The sequence below is a fragment of the Streptomyces sp. EDA2-14 genome (genome assembly GCF_054963755.1).
Window position 1 is genome coordinate 1,160,370 of the sequence record NZ_JBUEGE010000001.1, and the last position, 24,383, is coordinate 1,184,752.

Consider the following 24,383-nt stretch of genomic DNA (forward strand, 5'->3'; position numbering starts at 1 on the left):
CGTGGCCGTGTGGCAGCACAGACAGCGCAGGAGACGACGTCCAAGCCGCCTGCGGCGGCCTACCGCAACCTCATCGTGGCGACCGTGGGCTTCGCGCTCACGTTCTGGGCATGGAACCTCATCGCCCCGCTGGGCAGCGCCTTCGGCGAATCGCTGAAGCTCAGCTCGTTCGAGCAGTCCTTCCTGGTCGCCGTGCCGGTGATCGTCGGTTCGCTGGGCCGGATCCCGGTCGGCGCCCTGACCGACAAGTTCGGCGCCAAGCTGATGTTCCCGCTGGTCACCGCGGCCACGATCATCCCTGTGCTCCTGGTGACGGTGGCCAGGGACTCGTACCTCGCGATGGTCCTCGTCGGGTTTCTGCTCGGCCTCGGCGGCACCACGTTCGCCATCGGCGTGCCGCTGGTGAACTCCTGGTTCCCGCCCGCCAAGCGGGGCGCGGCGGTCGGCATCTTCGGCATGGGCATGGGCGGTGTGGCGCTGTCCGGCTACTTCACGCCGCGCATCGCCAAGCACGGCGAGAACCTCCCGTTCTACATCGTGGCCATCGCGCTCGCCGCGTACGTGGTGGTCGCCTGGTTCCTCATCAGCGACCACCCCGGCCGCACCATCCCGACGACCTCGCTCGGCGAACGCCTCGGCCAGGCCGGGAAGCTGCGCGTGACGTGGGAGCTGTCCGCCCTCTACGCGATCGGCTTCGGCGGCATCGTCGCGTACGGCACCTATCTGCCCACGTACCTGAAGACCTGGTACGACCTCGACCCCATCGACGCGGGCACCAAGGCCGCGGGCTTCGCCCTCGTCACCGTGATCTTCCGGCCGTTCGGCGGCTGGCTCTCCGACCGGGTCCACCCGGCGGTCGTCACGTCGTGGGCGCTGGGCGTCGTCGCGCTCTTCGCGATCGTGCAGGCCTTCAACCCGAATCTGGCGCCCGGCGGCACGACCGACATGCTCGTCATGGGCGCGGGCCTCGGCACCGCGAGCGGCAGCGTCTTCGCCCTCGTCGCACAGGTCACCCCACCGTCCCAGGTCGGCTCGGTCACCGGCATCGTCGGCGCCATCGGCGGCCTCGGCGGCTTCGTCCCGCCACTGGTCATGGGCGCGATCTACAGCTCGCAGAACTCGTACTCCATCGGCTTCATGCTGCTGTCCGACCTGGCGCTCGCGGGCTGTGTCTACGCGTACGGACGGATGCGCGGCATCAAGGCGCAGGAGGTACCGGGCGGGTAGTACGTTCGCCGGATGCCTCTGTACCCACCCCTCGAACCGTACGAGCAGGGCCTCCTCGACGTCGGTGACGGCAATCGGATCCACTGGGAGACCTGCGGCAATCCGGACGGCAAGCCCGCCGTCGTGCTGCACGGCGGGCCGGGGTCCGGGGCCACACCCTTCACCCGCCGCCTGTTCGACCCGGACCGCTACCGGATCGTGCTGCTCGACCAGCGCGGCGCGGGCCGCTCCACGCCGTCGGCGAGCGTGTACGACACGGACATGAGCGTCAACACGCTGCCCGGGCTGCTGTCCGACCTGGAGCGGCTCCGCGCCCACCTCGGGATCGATCGCTGGCTGGTGTGGGGCGTCTCCTTCGGCTCCGTGCTGGCGCTGCGGTACGCGCAGACGCACCGGGAGTCCGTCTCCGAACTGGTCCTGACGGGCCTGGCGACGGGCAGCCGGCAAGAAGTCGACCTGCTGACGCGGGGCCTCGGCGCGGTGTTCCCGGAAGCGTTCGCCGCGTTCCTCGACGGGCTGCCGGAGGGGGGAGCGGGACGGCGACCTCGCGGCCGCCTACAACCGGCTCCTGGAGTCACCCGACCCGGCGGTGCGCGAGCGGGCCGCCCTCGCCTGGACCGACTGGGAGACGGCGTGCGTCTCGCAGCCGCCGCGCTCCGTGCCCCGCTACCAGGACCCGGACTTCCGGTACGGATTCGCGCGCACCGTCACGCACTACTTCGCGCGGAACCACTTCCTGGACGGCCCCGACACGGTGCTGCGCGACCTGCCCCTGCTGAAGGGGGTCCCGGCGGTGGTGGTGCAGGGCACGGTGGACCTCGGCAATCTGCTCGGCACCCCGTGGCGCCTCGCGCGGGCCTGGCCGGAGGCGGAGCTGATCGTCGTGGACGACGCCGGGCACAACGCGGGCGCGCCCGGCATCACCGAGGAACTGGTCGCCGCGCTGGACAGGTTCAGCGGGAGCGGCGGCGGCGCCTGACACGCTCGCCCTGCGCCTCGATGAACTGCAGCTCCAGGGCGACGGGCGCGGGCGCGAGGCCGGGCCCGCCGGCTTCCGCCCAGGCCAGGATCTCGTCGGTCGCGTCGTCGCCCATCGACCAGCCGATCCACGCGGCCTTGCCACCACGGGCGCGCCCCTGCGCCGAGGGCTGGAGGACGACGACGTTCGCCTGGTCGCACGGGCCGAGGCAGTCGACGACCCGCACGGCGAACCGTCCCTGCGAGGACCGGGCTGCCGCCTGCCAGCGCTCCAGCTGCCAGTCGTGGTCGTAGCCGGGGTACTTGCGGGCGTCGCCGCAGCAGCAGCCCCGGCACACGACGAGCGTGCAGGGACGGGTGCGGGCGGCGCCGATCAGGGTGGGCACGGGGGCGGGGCTCCTGGGGTGACGGGTGTGCGGTTACGCGGTGGGATCGTCGTCGAAGAGATGGCGCACGGTGGAGTGATAGTTGGTGCGTACGTGGGTGAGCGCCGTCGTGCGTGCCCGCTCGGCGTCACCGGCCGCCAGCGCCTCGTACAACTCCCGGTGCTCGGCCAGCTGGTGCGCCCACTCCTCGCCGCGCCGGGTCAGCCAGCGCAGCCGGCCGCCGACGGGCTGCATCACGGAGACGATGAGCTCGTTGCGCGCCATCGCCAACAGGCGGTCGTGGAAACGGGAGTTGACGTCGGTGTTGGTCTCGGCGTCGCCCTCGCTGGTCGCGCGTGCGGCGCGCGCCAGCAGCTCCTCCAGGTCCGCGAGGTCGTCCTTGGTGGCCCGCTCGGCCGCGAGCCCGGCGGCGTAGACCTCAAGGGCCTCGCGCAGTTCGTACAGTTCGGTGACGTCGGTGCGGGTCAGGGTGCGCACGACGGCCCTGCGGGGCGTCTCGTACGTCACGAATCCCTCGGCGAGCAGCGCCCGGATCGCCTCACGGACGGGGACCCGGGAGACCCCGAACCTGTCGGCGAGATCCCGCTCGACGAGCCGGTCGCCGGGCCGGCGGCGCCCGCCGATGATGTCCTCGCGCAGCGCCGCGAGCACGCGCTCGCGCACCGCGCCCAAGGGCTCCGCCGATCCTGCCGTCGTCATGGGTCCATCTTCGTCGATGCGCCGCAGGGACAGAGGGGGCGGGGTGGATTTACGGAGATGTAACCGCACGGACATTGCCGGGCGGGGTCGGCAGCGGGACGATCGCGCGGTATTGGTATACCAAACCTTCCCGCTCTCCCCCCGCCTTCCCGTCTTCTCGCCGGAGGACCCCTATGTCCGTGGCAGAGCCAGTGCACCCCCGGTCCGCGACCACCGCGCCCGTCCCGCCCGATCCGCGCCTGACCAACGAGGACCTGGCGCCGGCCCGCGAGCGGAAGTGGAAGGTCTACGACCTCTTCGCTTTGTGGATGTCCGACGTCCACAACCTCGGCAACTACACCTTCGCCGCGGGCCTGTTGGTGCTCGGCCTCAACGCCTGGCAGGTCCTCACCTCGCTGCTCGTCGGCTTCGTCCTGATCTACGTCGGCTGCAACGCGATGGGCCGCATCGGCCAGCGCCACGGCGTCCCGTTCCCGGTCGTCAGCCGGATCGGCTTCGGCGTCTGGGGAGCCAACATCCCGGCGCTCGTCCGGGCCGTGATCGCCATCATGTGGTACGGAATCCAGACGTACTTGGCCTCCGTGGCGGTCAACGTGATGGTGCTCGCCGCGTTCCCCGCCACGAAGTCGTGGACGGAACACTCGTTCCTCGGCCTGCACGCGCTGGGCTGGGCGTCCTTCCTCGTGCTGTGGCTGGTCCAGTCCCTGATCATCACGCGCGGCATGGAGTCGGTCCGTAAGTTCCAGGACTTCTGCGGCCCCGCGATCTGGGTCGTGATGCTCGCCCTCGCGGTCTGGGTCTGGGCGAAGGCGGGCTGGACGATCTCCCTCACCTCGACCCCGCACCCGGTCTCCACCGGCGAACAGTTCCGTCAGTGGTTCGGCGCGATCGGCCTGATCCTGGCCACGTACGGCACCCTGATGCTCAACTTCTGCGACTTCTCCCGCTTCGCGCCGGACTACCGGACCGTGCGCCGCGGCAACTTCTGGGGTCTGCCGATCAACTCGACCGCCTTTGTGGTGCTGTCCGTCGTGGTGACGGCGGGCAGCGTCGAGGTCTTCGGCGAGGCGATCACCGACCCGGCGCTGCTGGTGGCGAAGATCGGCAATACGTGGGTCCTGGTCTTCGGCGCCCTGACCTTCGCGGTCGCCACGATGGGCGTCAACATCGTCGCCAACTTCGTCTCGCCGGCGTACGACTTGGCCAACGTCTGGCCGCAGAAGATCACGTTCAAGATCGGCGGGGCGATCTCGACGGTCCTGGCCCTCCTGGTCACGCCGTGGAACCTGTACTCGAACCCGGATGTCGTGAACTACTTCCTGGGCGGACTGGGCGCCTTCCTCGGCCCGCTCTTCGGGATCCTGATGCTCGACTACTTCTGGGTGAAGCGCGGCCGGGTCGACACGGCGGCCCTCTTCGACGCGCGCCCGGGCTCCCCCTACTACTACCGCCGGGGCGTCAACCCGAAGGCCCTGGCGGCGTTCGTCCCGTCGGCGGCGCTCGCGGTGGTCCTCGCGCTCGTCCCGTACTTCGGCTCCGTGGCGGCCTATTCGTGGTTCATCGGGACGGCGGCCGGGGCCGGGTTGTACGGGGTGGTGTGCCGGCGGGAGCGGGCGGAGGCCGTCGCCATGAAGGACTGACGCGGGCGTGGCCGCTCGATTACCGTTCGCTCATGGACCCCGAACTCACCGCCCTCGCCACCGCCGGTGCCACCGCCCTCGTCCAGCAGATGACCACGGACGGCTGGACGTGGGTGCGGGACCGGGTCTCGCGGGTCGTCTCGCGCGGGCGGGACGGTGAAGCGGACGCCGTCGCCGGGGAGTTGGAGGAGTCGCGCGTCGATGTCGCCGAGGCGCGGGAGGCCGGCGACGAGCACCGGGTCGGGCGCGTCGAGGGCGCCTGGCAGTACCGGATGGAGCAGGCGCTGCGGGCCGACCCCGAGGCCGCGGCCGAACTCCGGCGGATCCTCGACGAGTTGGACTCAGGCGGCCCCGCGGAGCCCTCGGTGACGTACAACACCTACAACCACATCAGCGGCGGCACCCATCAGGTCACCATCCAGGCCGGTTCCGTGGGCCGAGTGGATCAGGGGCGGCCGCCGCGGGCGTAGCGTGGGCGCATGTCCGAGTTCACCGCTGACATCTTCCTCGAACGCCTCGCCGCCCGGCTGGACGCCCTGCCAGGGGTGCACGCCGTCACGCTCGGCGGATCGCGTGCGCAAGGGACCCACACCGCAGAGAGCGACTGGGACACCGCCGTGTACTACCGGGGGAGCGAGGGGCTGTTCGAGCCCCGGCATCTGCGGGACGTCGGCTGGGAGGGCGAGGTCTCCGAGATCGGCGGCTGGGGCGGCGGCGTCTTCAACGGCGGGGCCTGGCTCACCGTCGACGGGCGGCGCGTCGACGTGCACTACCGGGATCTCGACGTCGTCGAGCACGAGTTGAGCGAGGCCGAGGCAGGGCGGTTTCGCGTCGAGCCCTTGATGTTCCATCTCGCCGGGATTCCGTCGTACCTCGTCGTCGCCGAGCTCGCCGTCAATCGCGTGCTGCGCGGTGACACTCCCGTGCCCGACGGCTACCCCGGCGCCCTGCGCAAGGCCGCGCCCGAGGTGTGGTGGGGGCGGGCCGCCATCACCCTGGAGTACGCGAAGGGGAACAACGCGCCTCTCGGCGGGCGCACCGAGGTCGTCGGCGCCGTGGCCGTCGCCGCCATGCAGGCCGCGCACGCGGTGCTCGCCGCGCGCGGGGAGTGGGTGACCAATGAGAAGCGGTTGCTGGAGCGGGCCGGGGTGCGGGGCATCGACCGGATCGTCGCGGATCCGGACCTGCCGCTCGGTGAACTCGTCGACCGGGCGCGGGAACTGCTGGCCCGGGCGGTCGCCGAGGCTCAGTCGGTGTGACGCCCGAGCGGGTACGCGCGGATGTCCCGCCAGCCCGTGCCCGCGCCCTCCGTCACGATCAGCTTCACCGACTCCACGCGCGCGTACAGCGGCAGCGCCGCCGTGAACTCCGTCTCCGGGACGTCGTCCGTGCCCGCGCCGCTCGCCAGCGTGAGGTGCGGGTCCAGGCCCTCGTCGCCGAAGATGCCCCGATAGGGGACCGCCTCCGGCCAGCGCTCCCGGATCGACTTCGTCAGGGTGCGCAGGGTGTCGTCCGGCGTCGGGGCCAGATAGAGGACGCCCGGCCAGCGGCTCACCCCGGAGAACGCGAGGGGGAGCGGCGGCGTCGACGCGAAGAGCGCGCGCAGGTCCGCGTCCGTGTCCGGCGTGATCCGCTCCAGCGGCAGGAACGGGTAGAGCACGGTGATGTGCGCCCTCGACGGCGTGCGGACCAGGGCGTCCGCCTCCGGGACGTGGATCGTGAGGGCCGTGTCGCCGGGAAGGTCCGGCCAGCCGCCGTTGTTCTCAGAGGTACGTCGCGTGGGCACGGTCAAGTGTCACATTCCGGAAACCTCGCTGTTTCCTCCCCTCCAACAACTCCGCTTACTCTTGACAGACCAGTTCAGGCTGGCCGACGGCGTCCGGCACCCCTCCGTGCTCGTACGACAGGAGTCTGTCCGCCGTCATGCGCCGCCCCCACTCGCTCCCGCCCTGGCTGAGCCACGCCCTGCGCGCCCAGCGCGCGCCCGTGCCGTGGCCCGCCGTCGTGCGCGGGGCCCTGGCCGGTGGGCCGCTGCTGCTCGTCGCCGTCGCCGCCGGGCGGCCGTCCAGCGGCGTGCTGCTCGCGCTCGGGACGCTGCTCGCCGGGGTCAACGACCGGCCGGGTCCCCGGCTCGCCGCCGTCACACGGCTCGGCGGGCCCGCGCTCGCCGGGGCCCTCGGCATGACCGTCGGCAGCCTTGCCGGGGGAGCGCTGCCGACCGGGGCGCTCGTCGCCTGCCTCTTCGCCGTGCTCGGGCTCGTGGGCGGCGCCTTCAGCGCCATCGGGCCCGTCGCGTCCTCCGCGGGCACCCAGTTCCTCGTCACCGTCGCCATAGGCGCCGGGATGCCGCTGCCGGAGCCCGGCTGGCAGCGGGCGCTGCTGTTCGCCGGGGGCGCCGCGTGGCTGATCCTGCTGCGACTGCTGCTGCCCTCGCCGGTCCGCACGAAGGGCCTCGGCTACCTGTACGACGGCGAGCGCGCGGCCGTCGCCTCCGTCTACGAAGCCGTGGCCCGGCTGCTCGACGCCGTCGGCGGCCCCGAGGCCCAGGCGCGCCGCGTCGCGCTGACCGCCGCGCTCGACCAGGCGCAGGACGCCCTGCGGCGCGGCCGTTCGCGGGCGACCCTGCGTCTGCGCCGCCAGTACTCCGCCGCCCTGCCGCTCGCCGAGGCCGCCACCGCGCTCGCCTGGGCCGGGGAACCGGTGCCCGCGCGAGCCGGGGAGGGGCCGCGCCGCCTCGCCGCCGCCGTACGGACCGGCGATGCGCCCGGCGCGCTGCCCGCCCCCGCCCGCGCCGACGCGGGGCTGCGTGCCCTCGACGAGGCGCTGCTGCGGGCCGCCGAGGCGTTCGACGGCTCCGGGCTCCACCAGCCGTCGGCCCGCAGGCGCGCGTCGGCGGGCGCGCTGCTGCGCCGGGCGACCGGTCCCGCCGGGCGTGAGTACGGCGTCCGGGTCGGGCTCTCCTTTGGGGCCAGCGCCGCCGTCGCCCAGGCCCTGCACCCGCTGCACTGGTACTGGCTGCCCGCCACCGCCGTCTTCCTGGTCAAGCCGGACCTCGGGCCGCTCGCCTCGCGCGCGCTGTGCCGGGCCGCCGGGACCGTCGCGGGCGCCGTCCTCTTCGCGGGGCTCGCCGCCGTGCTGCCCCAGCCCTTCGGGCTCGTCGCGCTCGTCGCCGCCTGCGGGGCGCTGATCCCCGTCGCCACCCGGCACTTCGCCGCGCAGACCGCCGTCGTCACCGTCTTCGTGCTGTCCCTGGTGATGCTGGGCGGGGAGCCGCAGGCCTCTTGGGGGCGGATCACCGAGACGCTCCTCGCGTGCGCGATCGTGCTGGTCGCCGGACATCTTCCGCTGCCCGGCGGGCACCGCGGGGGCGGGGTGCGGGTGCGGCTCGCCGTCGCGCACGACGCCGCCCACGCCTACGTACGGCATGTGCTGAGCGAGTCCGGGCAGGGTGCGGCGGGCGTCGACCGGCAGGGGCGGTGGGCGCTGCGGCGCGAGGCGTACCGGACGCTCGCGCAGGCGCGGGCCGCGGTGGATCTCGCCGCCGCCGAGCTGCCGGTCCTCGCACGGCACTCGGACGGCTCGCGGCAGGTGACCGTTGTTCTGGAGCGGCTCGTCGACGCGACGACCGCGTGCGCCGTGCAGGTCGACGACACGGGGCGGGTGCCCGAGCAGCACGCGCGCAGGATCGACGTGCTGCTCGCGGAGCTCGCCGCCTGACGGGCACCGTTCAGGGCCGCAGGTCGATCCAGACGGGCGCGTGGTCCGAGCCCGGCGCGTCCCGCCGGTCCGCCGGATCCGTGCCCACCGACGGCAGCGGTTCGGGCGCGGCGCCGGACGGATCGCGCGCCGGGCCGGTCCCGGCGCGGACGACGTGGCCGAGCAGTTCGTGCGAGACGAAGACGTGGTCGATCAGCTCACGGCGTCCCGCCTGCACCCGCGAGTACCGCTGCTCCTCGGGGATCAGCGGCGCCACGTTCCACAGCCGCCGCGCGTCGCCCTTGTCGGCGTGGTCGAAGCCGGGCGTGCCGATCTCGGAGCCGGGCGGGCCCTGGAGGATCTGGGTGGTCGCCGCCGACACCTCGTCGTTGAAGTCGCCCAGGACCGCGACGCGTGTGCGGCGGCCGTCCTCCCCGATGAGGGTGTCCGCGAGGGCGCGTACGGTCGCCGCCTCCGCCGCCCGCCGCTCCAGCGCGTACACCGCGTAGCGCGCCCGCTCGCCCTCGTCGCGCGGCACGAACCGGCCGCCCGGATAGCCGAGCAGCTTCGACTTGAGGTGGCAGACGGCGGCCGTCAGCCACGCCGCCCGCGTCGAGAAGTGCACCGCGAGGATGCCCCGGCCCGCCCGGTCCACGGTCCTGCCGCCGTCGTCGACCTGCACCGGGCGCAGGGCCCGCGGGAACGCGGCCGTGTCCGCGACCACGTCCACGGCGACGTCGGCGAGGAAGCCGACCCGGATCCCGCGCTCGTCCGGGTACTGCGACAGCGTCGTCGTGTACCGGCCGTCGAGCAGCTGCACCAGATCGTCGAGCGCCGCCGGGTCACCGACCTCCTGCACGCCGAGCAGGGTGGGCCGAAGCCGGTTCAGGGTGGCGGCGAGCGAGGCGAGCTTCGCCTCGTAAGTGGCCTTGTCGCGCGGGCCGTAGGGGCTGCCGGGGCGGTAGAGGTTCTCCAGGTTCCAGGTACCGACGAGCATGGCGTGCTCCGTCCGCTGGCCGGCCCTGGCGGGGCCGGGGCGGCCAGCGTGCCAGCGGCCGCGCGGGGAGGACAGGACTCCTCCACGACTCCTGAGGGATTCCTTCGGAAAAACTTCGGCCGCAGCGATGAGTTCCGCACCGGCCCCCGGTCACCCCTGACGAGAGACACGACCGGAGGAGGAACCATGGGGCTGCCGAAGGTGGTCACCCGCGAGGAGTGGCTCGCCGCGCGCGAGGAACTGCTCGCCCTGGAGAAGGCGGCGACCCGCGCACGGGACGCACTGAACACACGGCGGCGCGAGCTGCCCATGGTGGAGATCGACCGGTCGTACGTCTTCGAGGGCCCTGACGGGAAGTCGGAGCTGCTCGACCTGTTCGAGGGCCGGCACCAACTCGTCGTCTACCACTTCATGTTCGCCCCGGACTGGGACGCCGGCTGCCCCAGCTGCTCCGGATTCCTCGACCAGATCGGGCACTTGGCACATCTGCGGGCCCGCGGCACGGAGTTCGCGGCGGTGTCCCGCGCGCCGTTCACCAGAATCCTGCCGTTCAAGGCGCGGATGGGCTGGACGGTGCCCTGGTACTCGTCCCATCTCAGCGATTTCAACCGGGACTTCGGAGCGACCGTCGTGGGCGAGGACGGCATCCTCCAGGAGCAGCCCGCGATCAGCTGCTTCCTGCGGGAGGGCGACCGGGTCTTCCACACGTACTCGACGTTCGCCCGCGGGATGGACCACATCGGGTTCACCAACAACCTTCTGGACCTCACCGCCCTGGGCCGCCAGGAGGAGTGGGAACAGCCGGCGGGTCGCTCGTCGTCCCTCGGGGCGCCCGCGGGCAGCGCGCGGGTGCGGTACCACGACGAGTACGTCGACTGAGGGCTCGTCCGCGTACGGCCCGGCCTCGTCTCAACTCGGTGTCATTTACGTCACGTTGCGAGCCGGAACCGGCCCTGTCAGCGTTCTCCCTCATGAAGTGTCCGGACGCTCCGGGCGCCGCACATCGGCACGATCACGGGGGCAGGGACGACGATGATCAATGGACGAGTGGTGCTGCAACGCTTCCCGGCGGGCGGGCCCCGCGGCTCCTGGCCCGCGGAGGAGTACGCGAGCAGGCGCCGTCAGGAGGGCCAGCCGGCCGAAGTGGTCATGGACCTGGTGACCGACGCGTTCCTGGTGATCGTGCCGGCGTCGGCGGCCGAACCGGTGGGCTGACGCCCTCGCGCGGACGGGGACCTACGACGCGCCGACCGACCGCGACCACACCGGCGTGGTCCCGGTGACCCGGCACAGCGCGAGGTAGAGCGGGATCGGCGGCGTGTACGGCACCGTACCGTCCGGGCAGTGCACCAGGTCGGGCGTCCGCGGGGCGTCCTGGACGATCGCGCCCGCCGTGTAGCACGCCGGTGCGGGCCACTCCAGGGACACGTCGGAGTCCGAGGGCACGAGCCACCACCAGTGCGCCCCGTCCGCGTACACACAGCCCATCCGCGGCAGGCGCTTCGCCATCGCCCGGCCGAACTCCTCGGGCACCGCGACGGCGTCGCAGCCGAGCGGCGCGGTCATGCCCGCGGGCACCCTGAGCCGCACGGGCGGAGTGCGGCCGGGAAGCGGGGCGCCGGGCTGACGCCGGGCCCCCCGCTTCCTTGCCAGTGCGGCCAGCGAGTTCAAGTGCATTGTCCGCTTGCCCGTCGTCACCACGCCCATTCGATCCCGTTTCGCACGTTCGTCTTGCCGCCCGCCGCTCGGCGGATGCGGGCGTTCACCAGGCCCAACCGGCGCCGTCCGAGGCGCCGGGCTCGGGACCCGCCTGTCTCGGGGCCCGATCGTCGCGGGGCAGATCGGCCCAGACGAGGAGGCCGGGCCCGGTCTCCTGGGCGCCCCACGCGGTCGCGACCGCGGCCACGAGGAGCAGCCCTCTGCCGTGCTCCTCCTCGGGCGTCGCTCTGCCCACGCGGGCGTCACCGGGGATGCAGCCCTCGTCGCGGACCGCTATGCGCAGCCGGTCACCGGAGTCGTCGCACAGCTCGCGCAGTTCGCAGTGGATGCGCCGGCTCGCTGTGTGCACGATCGCGTTCGTGACCAGTTCGGACACGACGAGGGCCGCCGCGTCGCAGGTGTCCTCGCACGCGCCCCACGCACTGAGGTGGGTACGCGTCACGCGCCGGGCCTGAGCGGCGGAGCCCGGGTGGGGAGCCAATTCGAAACTGCTGCGGCGGGAAACCGACGGGTGGGCCCCTGTCGGGGTACCCGAACGATCACCGAGCGTAGTTTCGCCGGCTTCTGTTCCTAAAGGCGCAGACGGAGTCACGCTTGCCACTATCTCCCCGTCAAGAACACTTGGCAAGGGTCACTCTGAAAAGTGCAGAGTGGCGTATGCCGTGTGGAGCGGACATGGCAGACTGCTCGCAGCAGCACGCCACGCAACCCCCGTCGGGGGTTAACCACAGGGAAACGGCCGGTGAGAGACCTCTTGCGGCCCTTTTTCCGTGGTCAGAAGTGGCGGGATTCAGACACCGGGACTACTGGGAGGTAGGCGGCGTGAGTGAACCGCCGTCCGCGCCGACGGTCGGTCAGGTCGTCCTCGGCCGTCGGCTGCAGGATCTCCGCGAGGGGGCCGGGCTCAAGCGCGAGGAGGCCGCGAAAGTACTCCGCGTGACCGCCGCGACGATCCGCCGCATGGAGACCGCCGAGGTCTCGCTGCGCATCCCGTACGTCCAGCTGCTCCTGAAGGCCTACGGCGTCGCCGACGACGAGACCGAGTCCTTCGTGCAGCTCGCGGAGGACGCGAACAAGCCGGGCTGGTGGCAGCGCTACCACGACATTCTGCCCAACTGGTTCTCCATGTACGTGAGCCTGGAGGGTGCGGCCCGCCTCATCAGGTCCTACGACCCGCACTTCGTGCCGGGCCTGCTCCAGACCGAGGACTACGCGCGCGGGGTGCTCACCTCCGGGGCCATAGGGCGCACGCTCGCCGACGACCCCGACGTCGTCGAACGGCACGTCGCGCTCCGCCTGCGCCGCCAGGCGCTGCTCACCCGTGAGGACGCGCCGCGCCTGTGGGTCGTGATGGACGAGACCGCCCTGCGCCGCCCGGTCGGCGACGCGGACGTGATGCGCGCCCAGATCGACCGGCTGCTCGAATCGATGGAGCTGCCGAACGTGACGCTTCAGGTCGCCGAGTTCGCCGCGGGCCCGCACCCGGGCACGTACGGACCCTTCGTCCTGTTCCGATTTGCCATGTCAGAACTGCCGGACATGGTCTACAGCGAGTACCTGACAGGCGCCGTCTATCTCGACGCGCGCCCCGAGGTGGCGACCCACCTCGAAGTCATGGACCGCATGGCGGCGCATGCCGCGACGGCGCAACGCACAAAGGAGATCCTCCGCGATCTCCGCAAGGAGCTGTGAATGGACTCGATCAAGGACCGGATACGGGGCGTCGACGGCGAGCCGATCTACAACGGCATGCCGGCGCGCGAACTCGGCAGCGAGGGCTGGCACAAGCCCTGGAGCGGCGGCAACGGAGGCAACTGCCTCGAAGCCATGAAGCTGGCCGACGGGCGCGTCGCGGTACGTCAGTCCTCGGATCCGGACGGGCCCGCGCTCATCTACACCGTCGGTGAGATCACGGCGTTCATCGAGGGCGCGAAGTCGGGAGTCGCGGACTTCCTGCTGTCGTGAGACTTTCCGTCGTGAGGCTTTCCGTCGCCGTGAGGCCTTCTGCTGTCGTGAGGCTTTCTGCCGCCGTGAGGTCGGGCGGGCCGCGGTCCGCCGGTCAGACGGTCATCGGGCGGTCGTGCGCCGCGATCGGCTCCGGCAGCTCCGTCCGTCCTGTCAGCCACCGGTCGACCGCGGCGGCCGCCGCCCGGCCCTCGGCGATCGCCCACACCACGAGTGAGGCGCCGCGCCCCGCGTCCCCCGTGACGAACACGCCCGGCACCTGCGTGGCGAAGGCGGCGTCCCGCGCGAGCCGCCCCCGCTCGTCGACATCCAGACCCAACTGATCGATGAGGCCGCCGGGTTGCCGCTCGGGCCCGTGGAAGCCGAGCGCGAGCAGCACCAGATCGGCGGGCAGCGTCCGCCCCGTCCCCGGCAGCGGCCGGCGCGCCGCGTCCACCTCGACGAGGTGCAGCGCACGCACATGTCCCGCGGTGTCCCCGGTGAAGCGCAGCGTGGAGGCGGCGAAGAGCCGGGCGTCCGCGTCGGCCGCCGGGGCCGTGCGCAGTTCACCGGCTTCCTCGTGCGCGGCCGAGAGCCGGTACAGCTTCGGGTACGTCGGCCACGGTTCGGCGTCCTCGTCGCGCGCCTCGTCCGGCCGGGTGTAGATGTCCAACTGGGTGACGGAAGCGGCCTGTTCGCGCACCGCCGTGCCCAGGCAGTCGGCGCCGGTGTCGCCGCCGCCGACGATGACCACGTGCTTGCCGGTGGCACTGAGCGGTGACTCCCGACCGTTCTGGGGCGCGGGCTGCTCGTACGTGGGGTTCTCGTACGTGCGGTTGGCCCACGGCAGGTACTCCATCGCCTGCTCGATGCCGGTCAACTCCCGCCCCGGAACGTCGAGGTCGCGCCAGGCCGTGGCTCCGGTCGCGAGTACCACGGCGTCGTAGCGGGACCGCAGATCGGTGGCGTCGAGGTCCCGGCCGATCTCCGTCGACGTACGGAACCGCACGCCCTCCTTGGTCAACTGGTCCAGGCGCCGGTCCAGGTGGCGCTTCTCCATCTTGAACGCGGGGATCCCGTAGCGCAGCAGTCCGCCCGGCCGGTCGTCCCGCTCGTACACGGCGACCGTGTGCCCGGCCCGCGTCAGCTGCTGCGCGGCCGCGAGCCCGGCGGGGCCCGAGCCGACGACGGCGACAGTGCGGCCGCTGTGCCGCTCGGGCGGCTGCGCGGCGACGAACCCCTCGTCCCAGGCGCGGTCGGCGATGGCCACTTCCACGTTTTTGATGGTGACGGCGGGCTGGTTGATGGCGAGGACGCAGCCCGCCTCGCAGGGGGCCGGGCACAGGCGGCCGGTGAACTCGGGGAAGTTGTTCGTGGCGTGCAGGCGCTCGCTCGCCGCCAGCCAGTCGTCGCGTGAGACCAGATCGTTCCACTCGGGAATCAGGTTCCCCAGCGGGCACGCCTCGTGGCAGAACGGGACCCCGCAGTCCATGCAGCGATCGGCCTGCGCGCCGACGATCGGCAGCAGGCCACCGGGGGTGTACACCTCGTCCCAGTCGCGCACCCGCTCCTCGACGGGGCGGCGCGGCGCCTCCCGCCGGGGCGTGGTGAGGAAGCCCTTGGGGTCGGCCATGGCCGTCTCCCTACGCCGTGCGTCGTGGCTCTTTTCGTCACGATACGTCGGGTGGGCGCGGGCCGCCCCGGCTCAGGTCAGCGAGAGCACGAACAGCACCGAAGCGGCGGCTCCCGCCGCCGCCCGTACGTGGTTCCAGCGCACCCATTCGACGAGATACGCCTGCCACTGCGCGGCGCTGTTCTCGGACTCCTCGTCGCCGGAGAGGCCGGCCAGCGCAGCGTTGCGCGGGACGTTGGCCAGGACCGTCACCCCGAAGGAGCCCGCCAGGTACAGCGCGCAGCCGAGCAACAGCTCCGCGGTGCCCGGTTCGGGCCAGAGCACGAACGTCACGACCGCGATCACCGCGCACAGCACCGCGGCGCCGAGGAAGACGACCATGAACGGCGCGGTGAGAGCCGCGATGTTGATGGCGTTCATCGCGGCGATCCCCTGCGCCGCGGGCAGCGCGCCGAGCCCGCGCATCGCGAACGTGGAGAACGCGACGAACACCCCTGAACTCACGCCGCACCAGACCGCCCCCAGCACGACCAGCGCGAAAAACGGACCTTCGATCATTCGCTCCCCCCTATCCAGAGGGATCATGCCGCAGTTTGTCGGTTGTGGACAGTGATTTCACGATTACAATGAGCGAACGGTGCCGGTTGTGATGGTTTCGTGGAGTTCGGCGGGGGCGGTGAGGGGCGGCCGCTGCCACTCCTCCAGTACCGCCGTCACCGCGCCGGCCACCCGTGACCGGGCCTCCCTCCGGGGCACGCCCGCCATCAGCAGCCGGTCGTAGGGCGTGTCGACATGGCGCACCGCGGCCCGCACCGCGGCCACGACCGCGCCCTCCGACAGCGCCCGCCCCGCCGCGCTGCGGCCCACCCGCCCGCTGCCGCGCGCCCCGGCATGCGCGGCGATCGCCGCCGCCCGGTCCGCGGGGCAGCCGGGAAACAGCTCCCGGATCCGCGCCGCGAACTCCGCCACGAACACCGCGTCCAGCGCCGCCCGCCGCGCCGCGTCCCGCGCCCGCCGCCGGGCCCGCGCCTCCGCGTCCGCCAGACAGCGCGCCTCGGCCCGCGCGAGCCCCGCCTCCTCGACGAGCACGCCCTGCCGCTCGTACCGCCCGCGCCGCCGATGGAAGCGCACGACGACGACCGAGAGCCCGCTCTCCTCGCGCGCCCTGCGGCTCAGCGCCGTGTCGCCGCGCGGCAGGAACACGAGGTGTCCCAGGTCGGCGCAGTCCAGGCAGCGCGGCAGTCCGTCCTCCAGGACCAGGAGCCCGAGCGGCCCTCGGTGGCAGCTGCCGCAGCGCTTGCGCTTGACCGGCTGGAAGGCGACGGGACTGCGTGGGGTCGTCGGGGTGGCGGTGGCTGTGGCTGTGTCGGGCGCGGTTGCGGTGTCGACGTCGGTTGCGGTGCAGGCGTCGGTGCCGGTGCCGGTGCCGGTGCCGGTGCCGGTGCCGGGGGAGGGGGAGGGGCGCTGCGGTGGAACGGCTCTGGTCGCTCTGGTCATACGACCGTGATGCCCGCCCTGACGTGCCCGGCATCATGGAGTGCGTGCGACTTGAAGCGATCACCTGGGAACGGCTCGGCGACGCCCTCGCCGAGTGGCTGCTCGACCTGAAGCCGGCCGACGGCGGCCCGTGGACGAAGGTCGCCCTCGACGGGGCACCGGCCGCCCGCCCCGGCGAGCTCGCGGCGCTCGTCTCCGAGGCCCTGCGCACCCGCGGCCGGTCTTCGCTCACGGTCGGCGCCGAGGGCTTTCTGCGGCCCGCCTCGCTGCGGTTCGAGTACGGGCACCGGGACGTGGAGGCGTACTACAGCGGCTGGTTCGACACGGGCGCTCTGTGGCGCGAGGTGTTCGGCCCCCTCGAACCGGACGGCACGGGCCGTGTCCTGCCCGACCTGTGGGACCCGGTCACGGATCGCGCGACCCGCAGCGGCTACGTCCAACTCCCACCCGGCGGCGTGCTGTTGCTGCACGGGCCCCTGCTCCTGAACCATTGGTTCCCCTTCGACCTGACCGTGCACGTCAGCCTGTCGCAGGGCGCGCTGCGGCGCCGTACCCCCGACTCCGAACAGTGGACGCTCCCCGCCTTCGAGCGCTACGACTCCGAGACCGCGCCCGCCGCGAACGCCGACGTCGTGATCCGCGCGGACGACCCGCGCCATCCGGCGTGGAGCGGGTGACCGCGGCCCTTGTGCGTCTGCGGGGCTGTGGGTTACAGCCAGCCGTTGCGCTTGAAGCCCCGGTACACCACGAAACAGATCACCGCTATCACGGACATCATCAGCGGATAGCCGTACCGCCAGTGCAGCTCCGGCATGTTCTCGAAGTTCATGCCGTAGACACCGCAGCCCATCGTCGGTACGGCCACGATCGCGGCCCACGCCGTGATCTTGCGCATGTCCTCGTTCTGCGCGACCGTCACCTGTGCCAGATGGGCCTGGAGGATCGAGTTGAGCAGTTCGTCGAAGGCCGCTATCTGTTCCACCGCGCGCAGCAAGTGGTCCGACACGTCGCGGAAGTACGCCTGTATCTCGGTCGGCACGGCGGGGAAGGGGCGGCTCGACAGCTCGAGTATCGGCCGGGACAGCGGCATCACGGCCCGCTTCAACTCGAGCAGCTCGCGCTTGAGTTGATAGATCCGGCCGGGGTCGACCTTCGCGCCGTTCTGCGCGAAGACGTCCGCCTCGACCTCGTCGATGTCCGACTGCACCTCGTCGATCACCGTCAGGTAGTCGTCGACGACGCTGTCGGCGATGGCGTGCAGCACCGCCGCCGGGCCCTTGGCGAGCTGCTCCGTGTCCCCTTCGAGCCGCTCGCGCACGGGGCCGAGCGAACCGTGCCGACCGTGCCGCACCGTGATCACGAAGTCCTGGCCGAGGAACACCATGATCTCGCCGGTGTCCACCACCTCGCTGGTCGCGGTCAGCTCCGCGTGGTCGACGTAACAGACCGTCTTCAGCACCGCGAACAGCGTCTGCCCGTACCGCTCCACCTTGGGTCGCTGGTGCGCGTGCACCGCGTCCTCCACGGCCAGGGGGTGCAGGTCGAACAGCTCGGCGATGTCCGCGAACTCCACCTCCGACGGCTCGTGCAGCCCCAGCCAGACGAACCCGTCCGCCGACTTGCGCACCGCGCGCAGCGACTCGACGAGATTGCTGTCGCCCGACTTGCGCACGCCGTCGCGGTAGGTCACGCAGTTCACCACCGCGGAACCGAGCGGGGAGCGCGCCGGGTGACTCAGGTCGACCTTTGGCGTGCGCCGCGCCAGCCGCGCGACCTTGCGCAGGCTGCCGACCCCGCGCAGACCGCCGACCTTCCGCAGATTGCCCGCCATCGACATGCTCGGCCCCTCCCGTGAATGGCTTGGTGACGACTTGGTGGGCCAGTCTGCCAGCGGTCACCGACAGCGCGTCCACCCCTGTGGGAACGGAGGATTCCGCTCCGCTGCGCAATGTCCGGTATCCAACGATTGGGCTGGGATGATCGGTTCATGATGCGATCCGGTGAAAACGCGTACCTCCTCGACAACCAGCGGCCCGAGGCGGGGCAGCGCTTCGACGCCTTCTCCGTCCTCTTCGACCCGACGACGTTCCGGCACATCGAGGGCCTCGGCATCGGTTCCGGCTGGCGCTGCTGGGAGGTCGGGGCGGGCGGCACGTCGGTGGTGTCGTGGCTCGCGCGGAAGGTCGGGCCGACCGGCCGGGTCCTCGCCACCGACATCGACACGTCCTGGCAGGCCGCCATGCCCCGCACGCCCGTCGAGGTGCGGCGTCACGACATCGGCGTCGACGAGCCGCCCGCCGAGAACTTCGATCTGGTGCACGCCCGGCTCGTCCTCGTCCATGTCCCGGATCGGGAGCGGGCCTTGGCGTCGATGATCCGCGCCCTGCGGCCCGGCGGCAGGCTCCTCGTCGAGGACGCCGACCCCGCGCTTCAACCCCTGCTCTGCCCGGACGAGACTGGCCCCGAACAGCAGCTGGCCAACCGCCTGCGGCACGGCTTCCGCTCCCTGCTCGCCGAGCGCGGCGCCGACCTGTCCTACGGCCGCAAACTCCCCGGACTGCTCCGAGCGGCGGGCCTGCGCCAGGTCGAGGCGGACGCCTACTTCCCGCTGGCATCACCGGCCTGCACGGCACTGGAGACGGCGACGGTGGCCCAGATCCGCGATCAACTGGTGACGGCCGGCCTGGCCACGAACACCGAAATCGACCAACACCTGGCGAACGTCGCCACAGGCACGATGGACCTGGCGACGGCACCGCTGATCTCGGCGTGGGGGAGGAAGGGGTAGGAGGGGGCTTGGGTCGGCGAGGCGGCCCCCGGTCAGCGCCGGGGCGGTCGCCCGCCCACGCCTTGCACCGCCATGCCCCCGGCCCGGCACCCCTCACTCACGGCCTCGCGCCACCCCGCGCCCTGAAGCCGCGCGGCGAGCACCGCGCCGGTGAACGCGTCGCCCGCCCCCGTGGAGTCGCGCACCACCACCCCCGACACGGCGCGCACGCGCTCCCGCACCACCCCGCCGCTCGCGACGCACGCCCCCGCCGCCCCCGCCTTGACCACCACCACGGGAAACCGCCCGCTCAGTTTCGCCGCCGCGTCCTCCGCCCCCGGCTCCCCGCTCAGCAGCTCCGCCTCGGCCCGGCTGGGCACCAGCACGTCCACCCCGTCCACCAGCTCCAGGAACCGCTCGACCCCCAGGCCGCGCAGAAACCCGGTCGACGCCGGATCCACACTCACCGGCACACCACGCGCGCGTGCGTCGGCCACGGCGACGGACACCAACTCCCGTCCCGTGGCCGAGAAGCACAGGTAGCCGGAGAGATGGAGCCGGCCGACCCCGTCGAGCAGCTCCGCCGACCAGTCCTCAGGACCCACCCGCAGCGACGCCCCGCTGTCCGTCAGGAACGTCCGCTCGCCCCCGGCCCCCGCGTCCACAAGGCAGATCACCGCCCCGGTGGGCGCCTCGGCGTCCACCACGAGCCGCGGCCGCACCCCGCACCGTACGAGCTCCTCCTCGTGCCAGCGCGCGGAATCCGCGCCGACCCGCCCGAGCAGCGTGACCTCCCGGCAGCCCCAGTACGCCGCCCAGCTCGCCACATTGGCCCCCGCGCCACCCGGCACCGTACGGATCGCGGCCACCGTGTCCGTGCCCGTCGCGAGCGGCTCGCGATGCCGCGCGACGACATCCGTCACGACGTCGCCGACCACCAGCAACGCCCCGCCGTCCACCCCCGTCACACCGCGGCCCGGGCCGCCGCGATCCGCCCGGCGAGCCGTACGTTCCCGCGTACGGCCGCCAGGTTGGCCTCCAGGGACGCGCCCTTCGTCTGCCGCGCCAAGTAGTCCAGCAGGAAGGGCGTCACGGCCTGCCCGACGACCCCCCGCTCCTCGCACGCGCGCAGCCCGCTCTCCAGCACGCGCGCGTGGAGCGCCGGATCCAACTGCTCCGCCTCCGGTACGGGATTGGCGACGATCAGCGCCGAATCGCCCGCGGCCAGCTCGTCCTGGGCCCGCATCACCGCCGCCACGTCACCCGGAGAGTGCAGCGTCCAGTCGACCGGTTCGCCGGAGTCGGCGAGATAGAACCCCGGGAAGCGGGCGGTCCGATAGCCCGCCACGGTCACCCCCAGGGTCTCCAGGCGCTGCAACGTCGCGGGCACGTCCAGGATCGACTTCACCCCGGCGCACACCACGGTGATCCGGGTCCGCGCGAGCAGCCCCAGGTCCGCCGACTCGTCCTGTGTCTGTGTCCACCCACGGTGCACCCCGCCGAGCCCACCCGTGGCGAACACCCGTATCCCGGCCCGCGCCGCGAGCAGCGCCGTCGCCGAGACGGTCGTCGCCCCGCTCGCGCCCGTCGCCACGGCCACCGGGAGATCGCGATGGCTGAGCTTGCGGATCGCGTCGTCGGTCGCGACCCGCTCCAACTGCCGCTTGTCCAGACCGACATGCGGCCGCCCGTCGAGCACCGCGATCGTCGCGGGCACCGCGCCCTCGTCGCGTACGGCCTTCTCCAGCTCGTAGGCGACCCGCAGATTGCGCGGCCGCGGCAGTCCGTGCGCGATGATCGTCGACTCGAGAGCCACCACAGGGCGCTCCGCTCCGACCGCGTCCCGCACCTCGTCAGAAACGATCAACATGCCCGCGCCTCCCGCCGGTTGGCTGTCACCGTCGACACCGCTGCTCCACTGACATCCCTGGCGGACACCCGGTGCGCTCAAACGCACCACGGGCCGGAAACACGAACCGGAAAGTGGGCTCCACGCGCGCGTGGAGCCCACTTCCCCGACGGACCTCGTCCGGCCTCAGACCGGGCTGACGCCGTTCAGCGCGCCGTGCGGGTCGAGCACGTACTTGCGGCTCGCCCCCTGGTCGAACTCCGCGTAGCCGCGGGGCGCGTCCTCGATGCCGATGACAGTCGCGTTGACGGCCTTCGCGATGTGCACGCGCTCGTGCAGGATCGCCATCATCAGACCCCGGTGGTACTGCATCACCGGGCACTGACCCGTCGTGAACCGGTGGCTCTTCGCCCAGCCGAGGCCGAGCCGCACCTTCAGCGTCCCGCTGCGCGCGTCCTGGTCGACGCCGCCCGGATCGTCGGTGACGTACAGGCCGGGGATGCCGAGCGCGCCGCCGGCCGCCGTGAGTCCCATCAGGGAGTTGAGGACCGTGGCGGGTGCCTCCGCCGCGTCCGGGCCGTGCGCGCGGGCCTCGAAGCCGACCGCGTCCACGGCCGCGTCCACCTCGGGGACTCCGAGGATCTCGGCGACCTGCTCCTCCACGGTGCCGCGCGTGAGGTCGACCGTCTCGCAGCCGAAACTCCTGGCCTGCGCGAGCCGTTCGCCGTTCAGGTCCCCGACGATCACCACGGCCGCGCCCAGCAGCTGCGCCGAGGCCGCCGCCGCGAGACCGACGGGCCCGGCCCCGGCCACGTAGACCGTCGAACCGACCTTCGTGCCCGCCGTCACCGCGCCGTGGAAACCGGTCGGGAAGATGTCGGAGAGCATCGTCAGGTCGAGCAGCTTCTCGCGCGCCTGGTCGGCGTCGGGGAAGCGCAGCGCGTTGAAGTCCGCGTACGGGACCATCACGTACTCGGCCTGACCGCCGACCCAGCCGCCCATGTCGACATAGCCATAAGCGGCTCCGGGGCGCCCGGGGTTCACGTTCAGGCAGATGCCCGTCTTGCGTTCCTTGCAGTTGCGGCACCGCCCGCAGGCGATGTTGAACGGTACGGAGACGAGGTCCCCGACGTTCAGGAACTCGACGTCCGGGCCCTTCTCCACGATCTCACCGGTGATCTCGTGGCCCAGCACGAGGCCCTCGGGTGCCGTGGTGCGGCCGCGCACCATGTGCTGGTCGCTGCCGCAGATGTTGGTGGCAAGCACCTTGAGGACGACTCCGTGCCGACAGACCCGGCCCACGTTCTCCCGGGCCACTCCGGGCCCGTCCTTCAGTTCGAGCGTCGGGTAGTCGATGGTCCTGACTTCCACCGCGCCCGGCTTGAGATATGCGACTGCCCTGTTTCCGCTCATGCCTGATCGCCGTCCCTTCGGCTCCGTGACTCGTCTACGGCGGATGCTCCGGCTGTGCGCACGGCGGAGTCTGCTACCGAATCGGCGTTCTGAGGAGTCTTCCCGGCGCGGTCGTTGACGTCTCGACGAGCCGTCCAGTCGCCGCGGCCGGTACGTCACAGGGCGTCCAGTGAGAGGAGAGGCGCAGGTCATCTACGGTGTCTGGCCATGACCACGAACGACTCACCCGCAACCGCCGCCCGCTCCTTCGCCGTCCACGTCCCGGACGCGGAGCTCGAACCGGAGCCGCTCGACCCCGCTCAGATCGTCTCCGGCACTCCCGAGGTGACCGGCAAGGTGCTGTGGGAGTCGGCCGACGGCAAGCAGCTGCGCGGCATCTGGCAGATCACGCCCGGCGTGGTCACCGACACCGAGGCGAACGAGCTGTTCGTGGTCGTCAGCGGGCGCGCCACCGTCGCGGTCGAGGGCGGCGAGAGCCTGGAACTCGGCCCCGGCACGGCCGCCGTGCTCCGCGAGGGCGACCGGACGACGTGGACGGTGCACGAGACCCTGCGCAAGGCGTACCACATCACCCTCGACTGATCCGCGTACGGACGTCCCCTCTCCGCTACGGGTGTGAGGTGCGCCGCGTGAACAGCGCCAGTGCCCCGAGCGGGAGCAGGAGGCAGGCCGCGGCCAGGTTCAGCCACGCGTAGCTCGCCGTCGCCACCACGATGCCCGCCGTCGCGCCGCCGATCCCCGCCGACAGGCTCGTCGTCAGATCGGAGAGCCCCTGCGCGGCGGCCCGCGCGGCCTGCGGCACGGAGTCGGTGAGGAGCGCGGAGCCCGCGACGAGCCCGGCCGACCAGCCGAGCCCGAGCAGGAACAGCGCCGCCGCGCTCTGCCCGTGGCTCCCGCCCGCGGTTCCGGCGAGCAGCGCCGCGCACGCGAGGAGGCCCACCGCGAGCCCGATCACCGTGAGCCTCCCGAACCGGTCGGCGAGGCGTCCCATCACGGGGGAGAACGCGTACATGCCGGCGATGTGCCCGCTGATCACGAGCCCGATCAACTCGATGCCCGCGCCGTGGTGTTCGAGGTCCACCGGCGTCATCGACATGACGGACACCATCGCCGTGTGCGACACCGCCACCGTCACGAGCGCCAGCCGGGCGCGCGGGGACGCGGACACGGCCGCGATGCCCGCCCGTACGGAGCGCGCGGCGGGCGACTGCTCCTCGGCGGGGGCCAGGGCCCGCGCGGTCAGCAGCGGGTCGGGGCGCAGCCGTACGTGCACCACGACCGCCGATATCAGGAACACCCCGGCCGCCCAGACGAACGGCCCCGCCTCCGCCGGTATGCCGAGCCCGGCGACGCTGCGGCCCGCGGGCGCCGCGATGTTCGGCCCGAGGACGGCGCCGATCGTGGTGGCCCATACGACGGTCGAGATGGCGCGGGCCCGCCGGTCGGGCGCGGCGAGGTCCGCTGCCGCGTACCGGGCCTGGAGGTTGGCGGAGGACGCCGCACCGAACCCCATCAGGCCGACGAGCAGCAGCGGAAAGCTCCCGATCGCCGCGGCGACGACCGTGACAATGGCCCCCAGGGTGCCGATCAGATAGGCCAGCACGAGGCCGGCCCGCCGCCCACGGGCGTTCATCAGCGCGGCCAGCGGCACCGAGAGGACCGCGGTCCCCGCGACGCTCGCCGTGGACGCGAGGCCGGAGAGCGCCTCGTCCCCGCTGACCTTCTTGGCGAGTACGGCGGCCAGCGCGATCCCGGTGGCGGTACCGAGCCCCCCAAGTATCTGCGAAGCAACCAGCACCCGCTGGGTCCGCCGCTGCAACGCATCGGTGTCGCCCCCCGGCCCGACCGTCGCCCCCGGTCCGGTCTCCGGGCCCGGTCCGGTCTCCGGGCCCGGCTCGGCCTTGTCCCCGTCCCGCGACGCGGGCGCAACCCCCTCGT

General features: G+C 72.5%; 26 protein-coding genes and 1 pseudogene. 13 read left to right on the plus strand and 14 right to left on the minus strand.

Features of this window, described 5'->3' with window-relative positions; translation table 11 throughout:
* The first annotated feature begins 9 nt into the window (after positions 1 to 9).
* Together ACY34M_RS05175 and pip are read left to right on the plus strand one after the other, a co-directional pair.
* The gene (locus tag ACY34M_RS05175; protein WP_462718726.1) at positions 10 to 1,227 is read left to right on the plus strand and encodes an MFS transporter; all 1,218 of its coding nucleotides are present in this window, start codon (positions 10 to 12) and stop codon (positions 1,225 to 1,227) included.
* Between the two features lie 12 nt (positions 1,228 to 1,239).
* Positions 1,240 to 2,206 (plus strand): annotated as a pseudogene (gene pip, locus ACY34M_RS05180) (prolyl aminopeptidase).
* Here the strand turns inward: pip and ACY34M_RS05185 are convergent.
* Both ACY34M_RS05185 and ACY34M_RS05190 read right to left on the minus strand, forming a co-directional pair.
* Positions 2,181 to 2,591 carry a (2Fe-2S) ferredoxin domain-containing protein gene (locus ACY34M_RS05185; protein ID WP_462718727.1) on the minus strand — a complete coding sequence of 137 codons (411 nt, stop codon included), beginning with the start codon at positions 2,589 to 2,591 and terminating at the stop codon, positions 2,181 to 2,183. The pseudogene pip and the gene ACY34M_RS05185 sit on opposite strands and share 26 nt — an antisense overlap.
* A gap of 33 nt (positions 2,592 to 2,624) precedes the next feature.
* Positions 2,625 to 3,290, minus strand: a complete 666-nt coding sequence (locus ACY34M_RS05190) for a GntR family transcriptional regulator (protein WP_462718728.1) — start codon at positions 3,288 to 3,290, stop codon at positions 2,625 to 2,627.
* Positions 3,291 to 3,463: 173 nt separating this feature from the next.
* Here ACY34M_RS05190 and ACY34M_RS05195 point away from each other — a divergent pair, with 173 nt between their 5' ends.
* The 3 genes from ACY34M_RS05195 to ACY34M_RS05205 are packed head-to-tail and all read left to right on the plus strand — an operon-like array spanning position 3,464 to position 6,189.
* The gene (locus ACY34M_RS05195; RefSeq protein ID WP_462718729.1) at positions 3,464 to 4,930 is read left to right on the plus strand and encodes an NCS1 family nucleobase:cation symporter-1; all 1,467 of its coding nucleotides are present in this window, start codon (positions 3,464 to 3,466) and stop codon (positions 4,928 to 4,930) included.
* A gap of 32 nt (positions 4,931 to 4,962) precedes the next feature.
* The gene (locus tag ACY34M_RS05200; protein WP_462718730.1) at positions 4,963 to 5,400 is read left to right on the plus strand and encodes a hypothetical protein; all 438 of its coding nucleotides are present in this window, start codon (positions 4,963 to 4,965) and stop codon (positions 5,398 to 5,400) included.
* 9 nt (positions 5,401 to 5,409) lie between these two features.
* Positions 5,410 to 6,189 carry a nucleotidyltransferase domain-containing protein gene (locus ACY34M_RS05205; protein WP_462718731.1) on the plus strand — a complete coding sequence of 260 codons (780 nt, stop codon included), beginning with the start codon at positions 5,410 to 5,412 and terminating at the stop codon, positions 6,187 to 6,189.
* On the opposite strand, the gene ACY34M_RS05210 is transcribed toward ACY34M_RS05205, so the two are convergent.
* On the minus strand, positions 6,177 to 6,716 hold the full coding sequence (locus ACY34M_RS05210) for a 2'-5' RNA ligase family protein (RefSeq protein WP_462718732.1): 540 nt from the start codon (positions 6,714 to 6,716) through the stop codon (positions 6,177 to 6,179). The genes ACY34M_RS05205 and ACY34M_RS05210 overlap by 13 nt on opposite strands.
* 137 nt (positions 6,717 to 6,853) lie before the next feature.
* On the opposite strand from ACY34M_RS05210, the gene ACY34M_RS05215 reads away from it, so the two are divergent.
* Complete coding sequence (locus tag ACY34M_RS05215; RefSeq protein ID WP_462718733.1) at positions 6,854 to 8,647, plus strand: FUSC family protein; 1,794 nt, start codon at positions 6,854 to 6,856, stop codon at positions 8,645 to 8,647.
* Positions 8,648 to 8,657: 10 nt separating this feature from the next.
* Here the strand turns inward: ACY34M_RS05215 and ACY34M_RS05220 are convergent, their stop codons facing one another.
* Entirely contained in the window at positions 8,658 to 9,623 is a 966-nt protein-coding gene (locus tag ACY34M_RS05220) for an endonuclease/exonuclease/phosphatase family protein (RefSeq protein WP_462718734.1), read from the minus strand.
* A 186-nt stretch (positions 9,624 to 9,809) separates the two neighbouring features.
* Between ACY34M_RS05220 and ACY34M_RS05225 the strand changes: the two genes are divergently transcribed.
* Positions 9,810 to 10,502 carry a DUF899 domain-containing protein gene (locus ACY34M_RS05225; RefSeq protein ID WP_462718735.1) on the plus strand — a complete coding sequence of 231 codons (693 nt, stop codon included), beginning with the start codon at positions 9,810 to 9,812 and terminating at the stop codon, positions 10,500 to 10,502.
* A gap of 153 nt (positions 10,503 to 10,655) precedes the next feature.
* A complete protein-coding gene (locus ACY34M_RS05230) occupies positions 10,656 to 10,838 on the plus strand; it encodes a hypothetical protein (protein WP_462718736.1) in 183 nt (60 codons plus the stop codon).
* A 21-nt stretch (positions 10,839 to 10,859) separates the two neighbouring features.
* On the opposite strand, the gene ACY34M_RS05235 is transcribed toward ACY34M_RS05230, so the two are convergent.
* Together ACY34M_RS05235 and ACY34M_RS05240 are read right to left on the minus strand one after the other, a co-directional pair.
* Complete coding sequence (locus tag ACY34M_RS05235; RefSeq protein WP_462718737.1) at positions 10,860 to 11,330, minus strand: hypothetical protein; 471 nt, start codon at positions 11,328 to 11,330, stop codon at positions 10,860 to 10,862.
* A 55-nt stretch (positions 11,331 to 11,385) separates the two neighbouring features.
* The gene (locus ACY34M_RS05240; protein WP_462718738.1) at positions 11,386 to 11,784 is read right to left on the minus strand and encodes an ATP-binding protein; all 399 of its coding nucleotides are present in this window, start codon (positions 11,782 to 11,784) and stop codon (positions 11,386 to 11,388) included.
* Positions 11,785 to 12,164: 380 nt separating this feature from the next.
* Here ACY34M_RS05240 and ACY34M_RS05245 point away from each other — a divergent pair, with 380 nt between their 5' ends.
* Together ACY34M_RS05245 and ACY34M_RS05250 are read left to right on the plus strand one after the other, a co-directional pair.
* The gene (locus tag ACY34M_RS05245) at positions 12,165 to 13,034 is read left to right on the plus strand and encodes a helix-turn-helix domain-containing protein (RefSeq protein ID WP_462718739.1); all 870 of its coding nucleotides are present in this window, start codon (positions 12,165 to 12,167) and stop codon (positions 13,032 to 13,034) included.
* Complete coding sequence (locus ACY34M_RS05250) at positions 13,035 to 13,307, plus strand: DUF397 domain-containing protein (RefSeq protein ID WP_462718740.1); 273 nt, start codon at positions 13,035 to 13,037, stop codon at positions 13,305 to 13,307.
* Between the two features lie 94 nt (positions 13,308 to 13,401).
* On the opposite strand, the gene ACY34M_RS05255 is transcribed toward ACY34M_RS05250, so the two are convergent.
* The 3 genes from ACY34M_RS05255 to ACY34M_RS05265 form a co-directional block, all read right to left on the minus strand.
* Positions 13,402 to 14,919: a glutamate synthase subunit beta gene (locus ACY34M_RS05255; protein ID WP_462718741.1), complete on the minus strand. Its 1,518-nt coding sequence runs from the start codon at positions 14,917 to 14,919 to the stop codon at positions 13,402 to 13,404.
* Between the two features lie 72 nt (positions 14,920 to 14,991).
* Positions 14,992 to 15,477, minus strand: a complete 486-nt coding sequence (locus ACY34M_RS05260) for an anthrone oxygenase family protein (protein ID WP_462718742.1) — start codon at positions 15,475 to 15,477, stop codon at positions 14,992 to 14,994.
* A gap of 63 nt (positions 15,478 to 15,540) precedes the next feature.
* Positions 15,541 to 16,416, minus strand: coding sequence for a DUF2293 domain-containing protein (locus ACY34M_RS05265; protein ID WP_462718743.1), 876 nt, complete (start codon positions 16,414 to 16,416; stop codon positions 15,541 to 15,543).
* Positions 16,417 to 16,460: 44 nt separating this feature from the next.
* Between ACY34M_RS05265 and ACY34M_RS05270 the strand changes: the two genes are divergently transcribed.
* Positions 16,461 to 17,093, plus strand: a complete 633-nt coding sequence (locus ACY34M_RS05270) for a nucleoside/nucleotide kinase family protein (RefSeq protein ID WP_462718744.1) — start codon at positions 16,461 to 16,463, stop codon at positions 17,091 to 17,093.
* Between the two features lie 32 nt (positions 17,094 to 17,125).
* Here ACY34M_RS05270 and ACY34M_RS05275 read toward each other — a convergent pair whose 3' ends face one another.
* Complete coding sequence (locus tag ACY34M_RS05275) at positions 17,126 to 18,253, minus strand: magnesium and cobalt transport protein CorA (RefSeq protein WP_462718745.1); 1,128 nt, start codon at positions 18,251 to 18,253, stop codon at positions 17,126 to 17,128.
* A gap of 150 nt (positions 18,254 to 18,403) precedes the next feature.
* On the opposite strand from ACY34M_RS05275, the gene ACY34M_RS05280 reads away from it, so the two are divergent.
* Positions 18,404 to 19,204: a methyltransferase domain-containing protein gene (locus ACY34M_RS05280; RefSeq protein ID WP_462718746.1), complete on the plus strand. Its 801-nt coding sequence runs from the start codon at positions 18,404 to 18,406 to the stop codon at positions 19,202 to 19,204.
* Positions 19,205 to 19,236: 32 nt separating this feature from the next.
* On the opposite strand, the gene ACY34M_RS05285 is transcribed toward ACY34M_RS05280, so the two are convergent.
* The 3 genes from ACY34M_RS05285 to fdhA form a co-directional block, all read right to left on the minus strand.
* Entirely contained in the window at positions 19,237 to 20,151 is a 915-nt protein-coding gene (locus ACY34M_RS05285; RefSeq protein WP_462718747.1) for a carbohydrate kinase family protein, read from the minus strand.
* On the minus strand, positions 20,148 to 21,053 hold the full coding sequence (locus ACY34M_RS05290) for a pseudouridine-5'-phosphate glycosidase (RefSeq protein ID WP_462718748.1): 906 nt from the start codon (positions 21,051 to 21,053) through the stop codon (positions 20,148 to 20,150). The genes ACY34M_RS05285 and ACY34M_RS05290 overlap by 4 nt, the downstream gene beginning before the upstream one ends.
* A 165-nt stretch (positions 21,054 to 21,218) precedes the next feature.
* Positions 21,219 to 22,445: a formaldehyde dehydrogenase, glutathione-independent gene (gene fdhA / locus ACY34M_RS05295; protein WP_462718749.1), complete on the minus strand. Its 1,227-nt coding sequence runs from the start codon at positions 22,443 to 22,445 to the stop codon at positions 21,219 to 21,221.
* 207 nt (positions 22,446 to 22,652) lie between these two features.
* On the opposite strand from fdhA, the gene ACY34M_RS05300 reads away from it, so the two are divergent.
* On the plus strand, positions 22,653 to 23,027 hold the full coding sequence (locus tag ACY34M_RS05300) for a cupin domain-containing protein (RefSeq protein ID WP_462718750.1): 375 nt from the start codon (positions 22,653 to 22,655) through the stop codon (positions 23,025 to 23,027).
* A gap of 25 nt (positions 23,028 to 23,052) precedes the next feature.
* Here the strand turns inward: ACY34M_RS05300 and ACY34M_RS05305 are convergent, their stop codons facing one another.
* Positions 23,053 to 24,264: an MFS transporter gene (locus ACY34M_RS05305; protein ID WP_462718926.1), complete on the minus strand. Its 1,212-nt coding sequence runs from the start codon at positions 24,262 to 24,264 to the stop codon at positions 23,053 to 23,055.
* Positions 24,265 to 24,383 lie beyond the last annotated feature (119 nt).

Excerpts from the sequence above, each read along its gene's own strand:
- ACY34M_RS05190 (WP_462718728.1), bottom strand. The coding sequence starts at position 3,290 with ATGACGACGGCAGGATCGGCGGAGCCCTTGGGCGCGGTGCGCGAGCGC.
- ACY34M_RS05195 (WP_462718729.1), top strand. The coding sequence starts at position 3,464 with ATGTCCGTGGCAGAGCCAGTGCACCCCCGGTCCGCGACCACCGCGCCC.
- ACY34M_RS05200 (WP_462718730.1), top strand. The coding sequence starts at position 4,963 with ATGGACCCCGAACTCACCGCCCTCGCCACCGCCGGTGCCACCGCCCTC.
- ACY34M_RS05205 (WP_462718731.1), top strand. The coding sequence starts at position 5,410 with ATGTCCGAGTTCACCGCTGACATCTTCCTCGAACGCCTCGCCGCCCGG.
- ACY34M_RS05215 (WP_462718733.1), top strand. The coding sequence starts at position 6,854 with ATGCGCCGCCCCCACTCGCTCCCGCCCTGGCTGAGCCACGCCCTGCGC.
- ACY34M_RS05220 (WP_462718734.1), bottom strand. The coding sequence starts at position 9,623 with ATGCTCGTCGGTACCTGGAACCTGGAGAACCTCTACCGCCCCGGCAGC.
- ACY34M_RS05225 (WP_462718735.1), top strand. The coding sequence starts at position 9,810 with ATGGGGCTGCCGAAGGTGGTCACCCGCGAGGAGTGGCTCGCCGCGCGC.
- ACY34M_RS05230 (WP_462718736.1), top strand. The coding sequence starts at position 10,656 with ATGATCAATGGACGAGTGGTGCTGCAACGCTTCCCGGCGGGCGGGCCC.
- ACY34M_RS05235 (WP_462718737.1), bottom strand. The coding sequence starts at position 11,330 with ATGGGCGTGGTGACGACGGGCAAGCGGACAATGCACTTGAACTCGCTG.
- ACY34M_RS05250 (WP_462718740.1), top strand. The coding sequence starts at position 13,035 with ATGGACTCGATCAAGGACCGGATACGGGGCGTCGACGGCGAGCCGATC.
- ACY34M_RS05255 (WP_462718741.1), bottom strand. The coding sequence starts at position 14,919 with ATGGCCGACCCCAAGGGCTTCCTCACCACGCCCCGGCGGGAGGCGCCG.
- ACY34M_RS05260 (WP_462718742.1), bottom strand. The coding sequence starts at position 15,477 with ATGATCGAAGGTCCGTTTTTCGCGCTGGTCGTGCTGGGGGCGGTCTGG.
- ACY34M_RS05265 (WP_462718743.1), bottom strand. The coding sequence starts at position 16,416 with ATGACCAGAGCGACCAGAGCCGTTCCACCGCAGCGCCCCTCCCCCTCC.
- ACY34M_RS05275 (WP_462718745.1), bottom strand. The coding sequence starts at position 18,253 with ATGTCGATGGCGGGCAATCTGCGGAAGGTCGGCGGTCTGCGCGGGGTC.
- ACY34M_RS05280 (WP_462718746.1), top strand. The coding sequence starts at position 18,404 with ATGATGCGATCCGGTGAAAACGCGTACCTCCTCGACAACCAGCGGCCC.
- ACY34M_RS05290 (WP_462718748.1), bottom strand. The coding sequence starts at position 21,053 with ATGTTGATCGTTTCTGACGAGGTGCGGGACGCGGTCGGAGCGGAGCGC.
- fdhA (WP_462718749.1), bottom strand. The coding sequence starts at position 22,445 with ATGAGCGGAAACAGGGCAGTCGCATATCTCAAGCCGGGCGCGGTGGAA.
- ACY34M_RS05300 (WP_462718750.1), top strand. The coding sequence starts at position 22,653 with ATGACCACGAACGACTCACCCGCAACCGCCGCCCGCTCCTTCGCCGTC.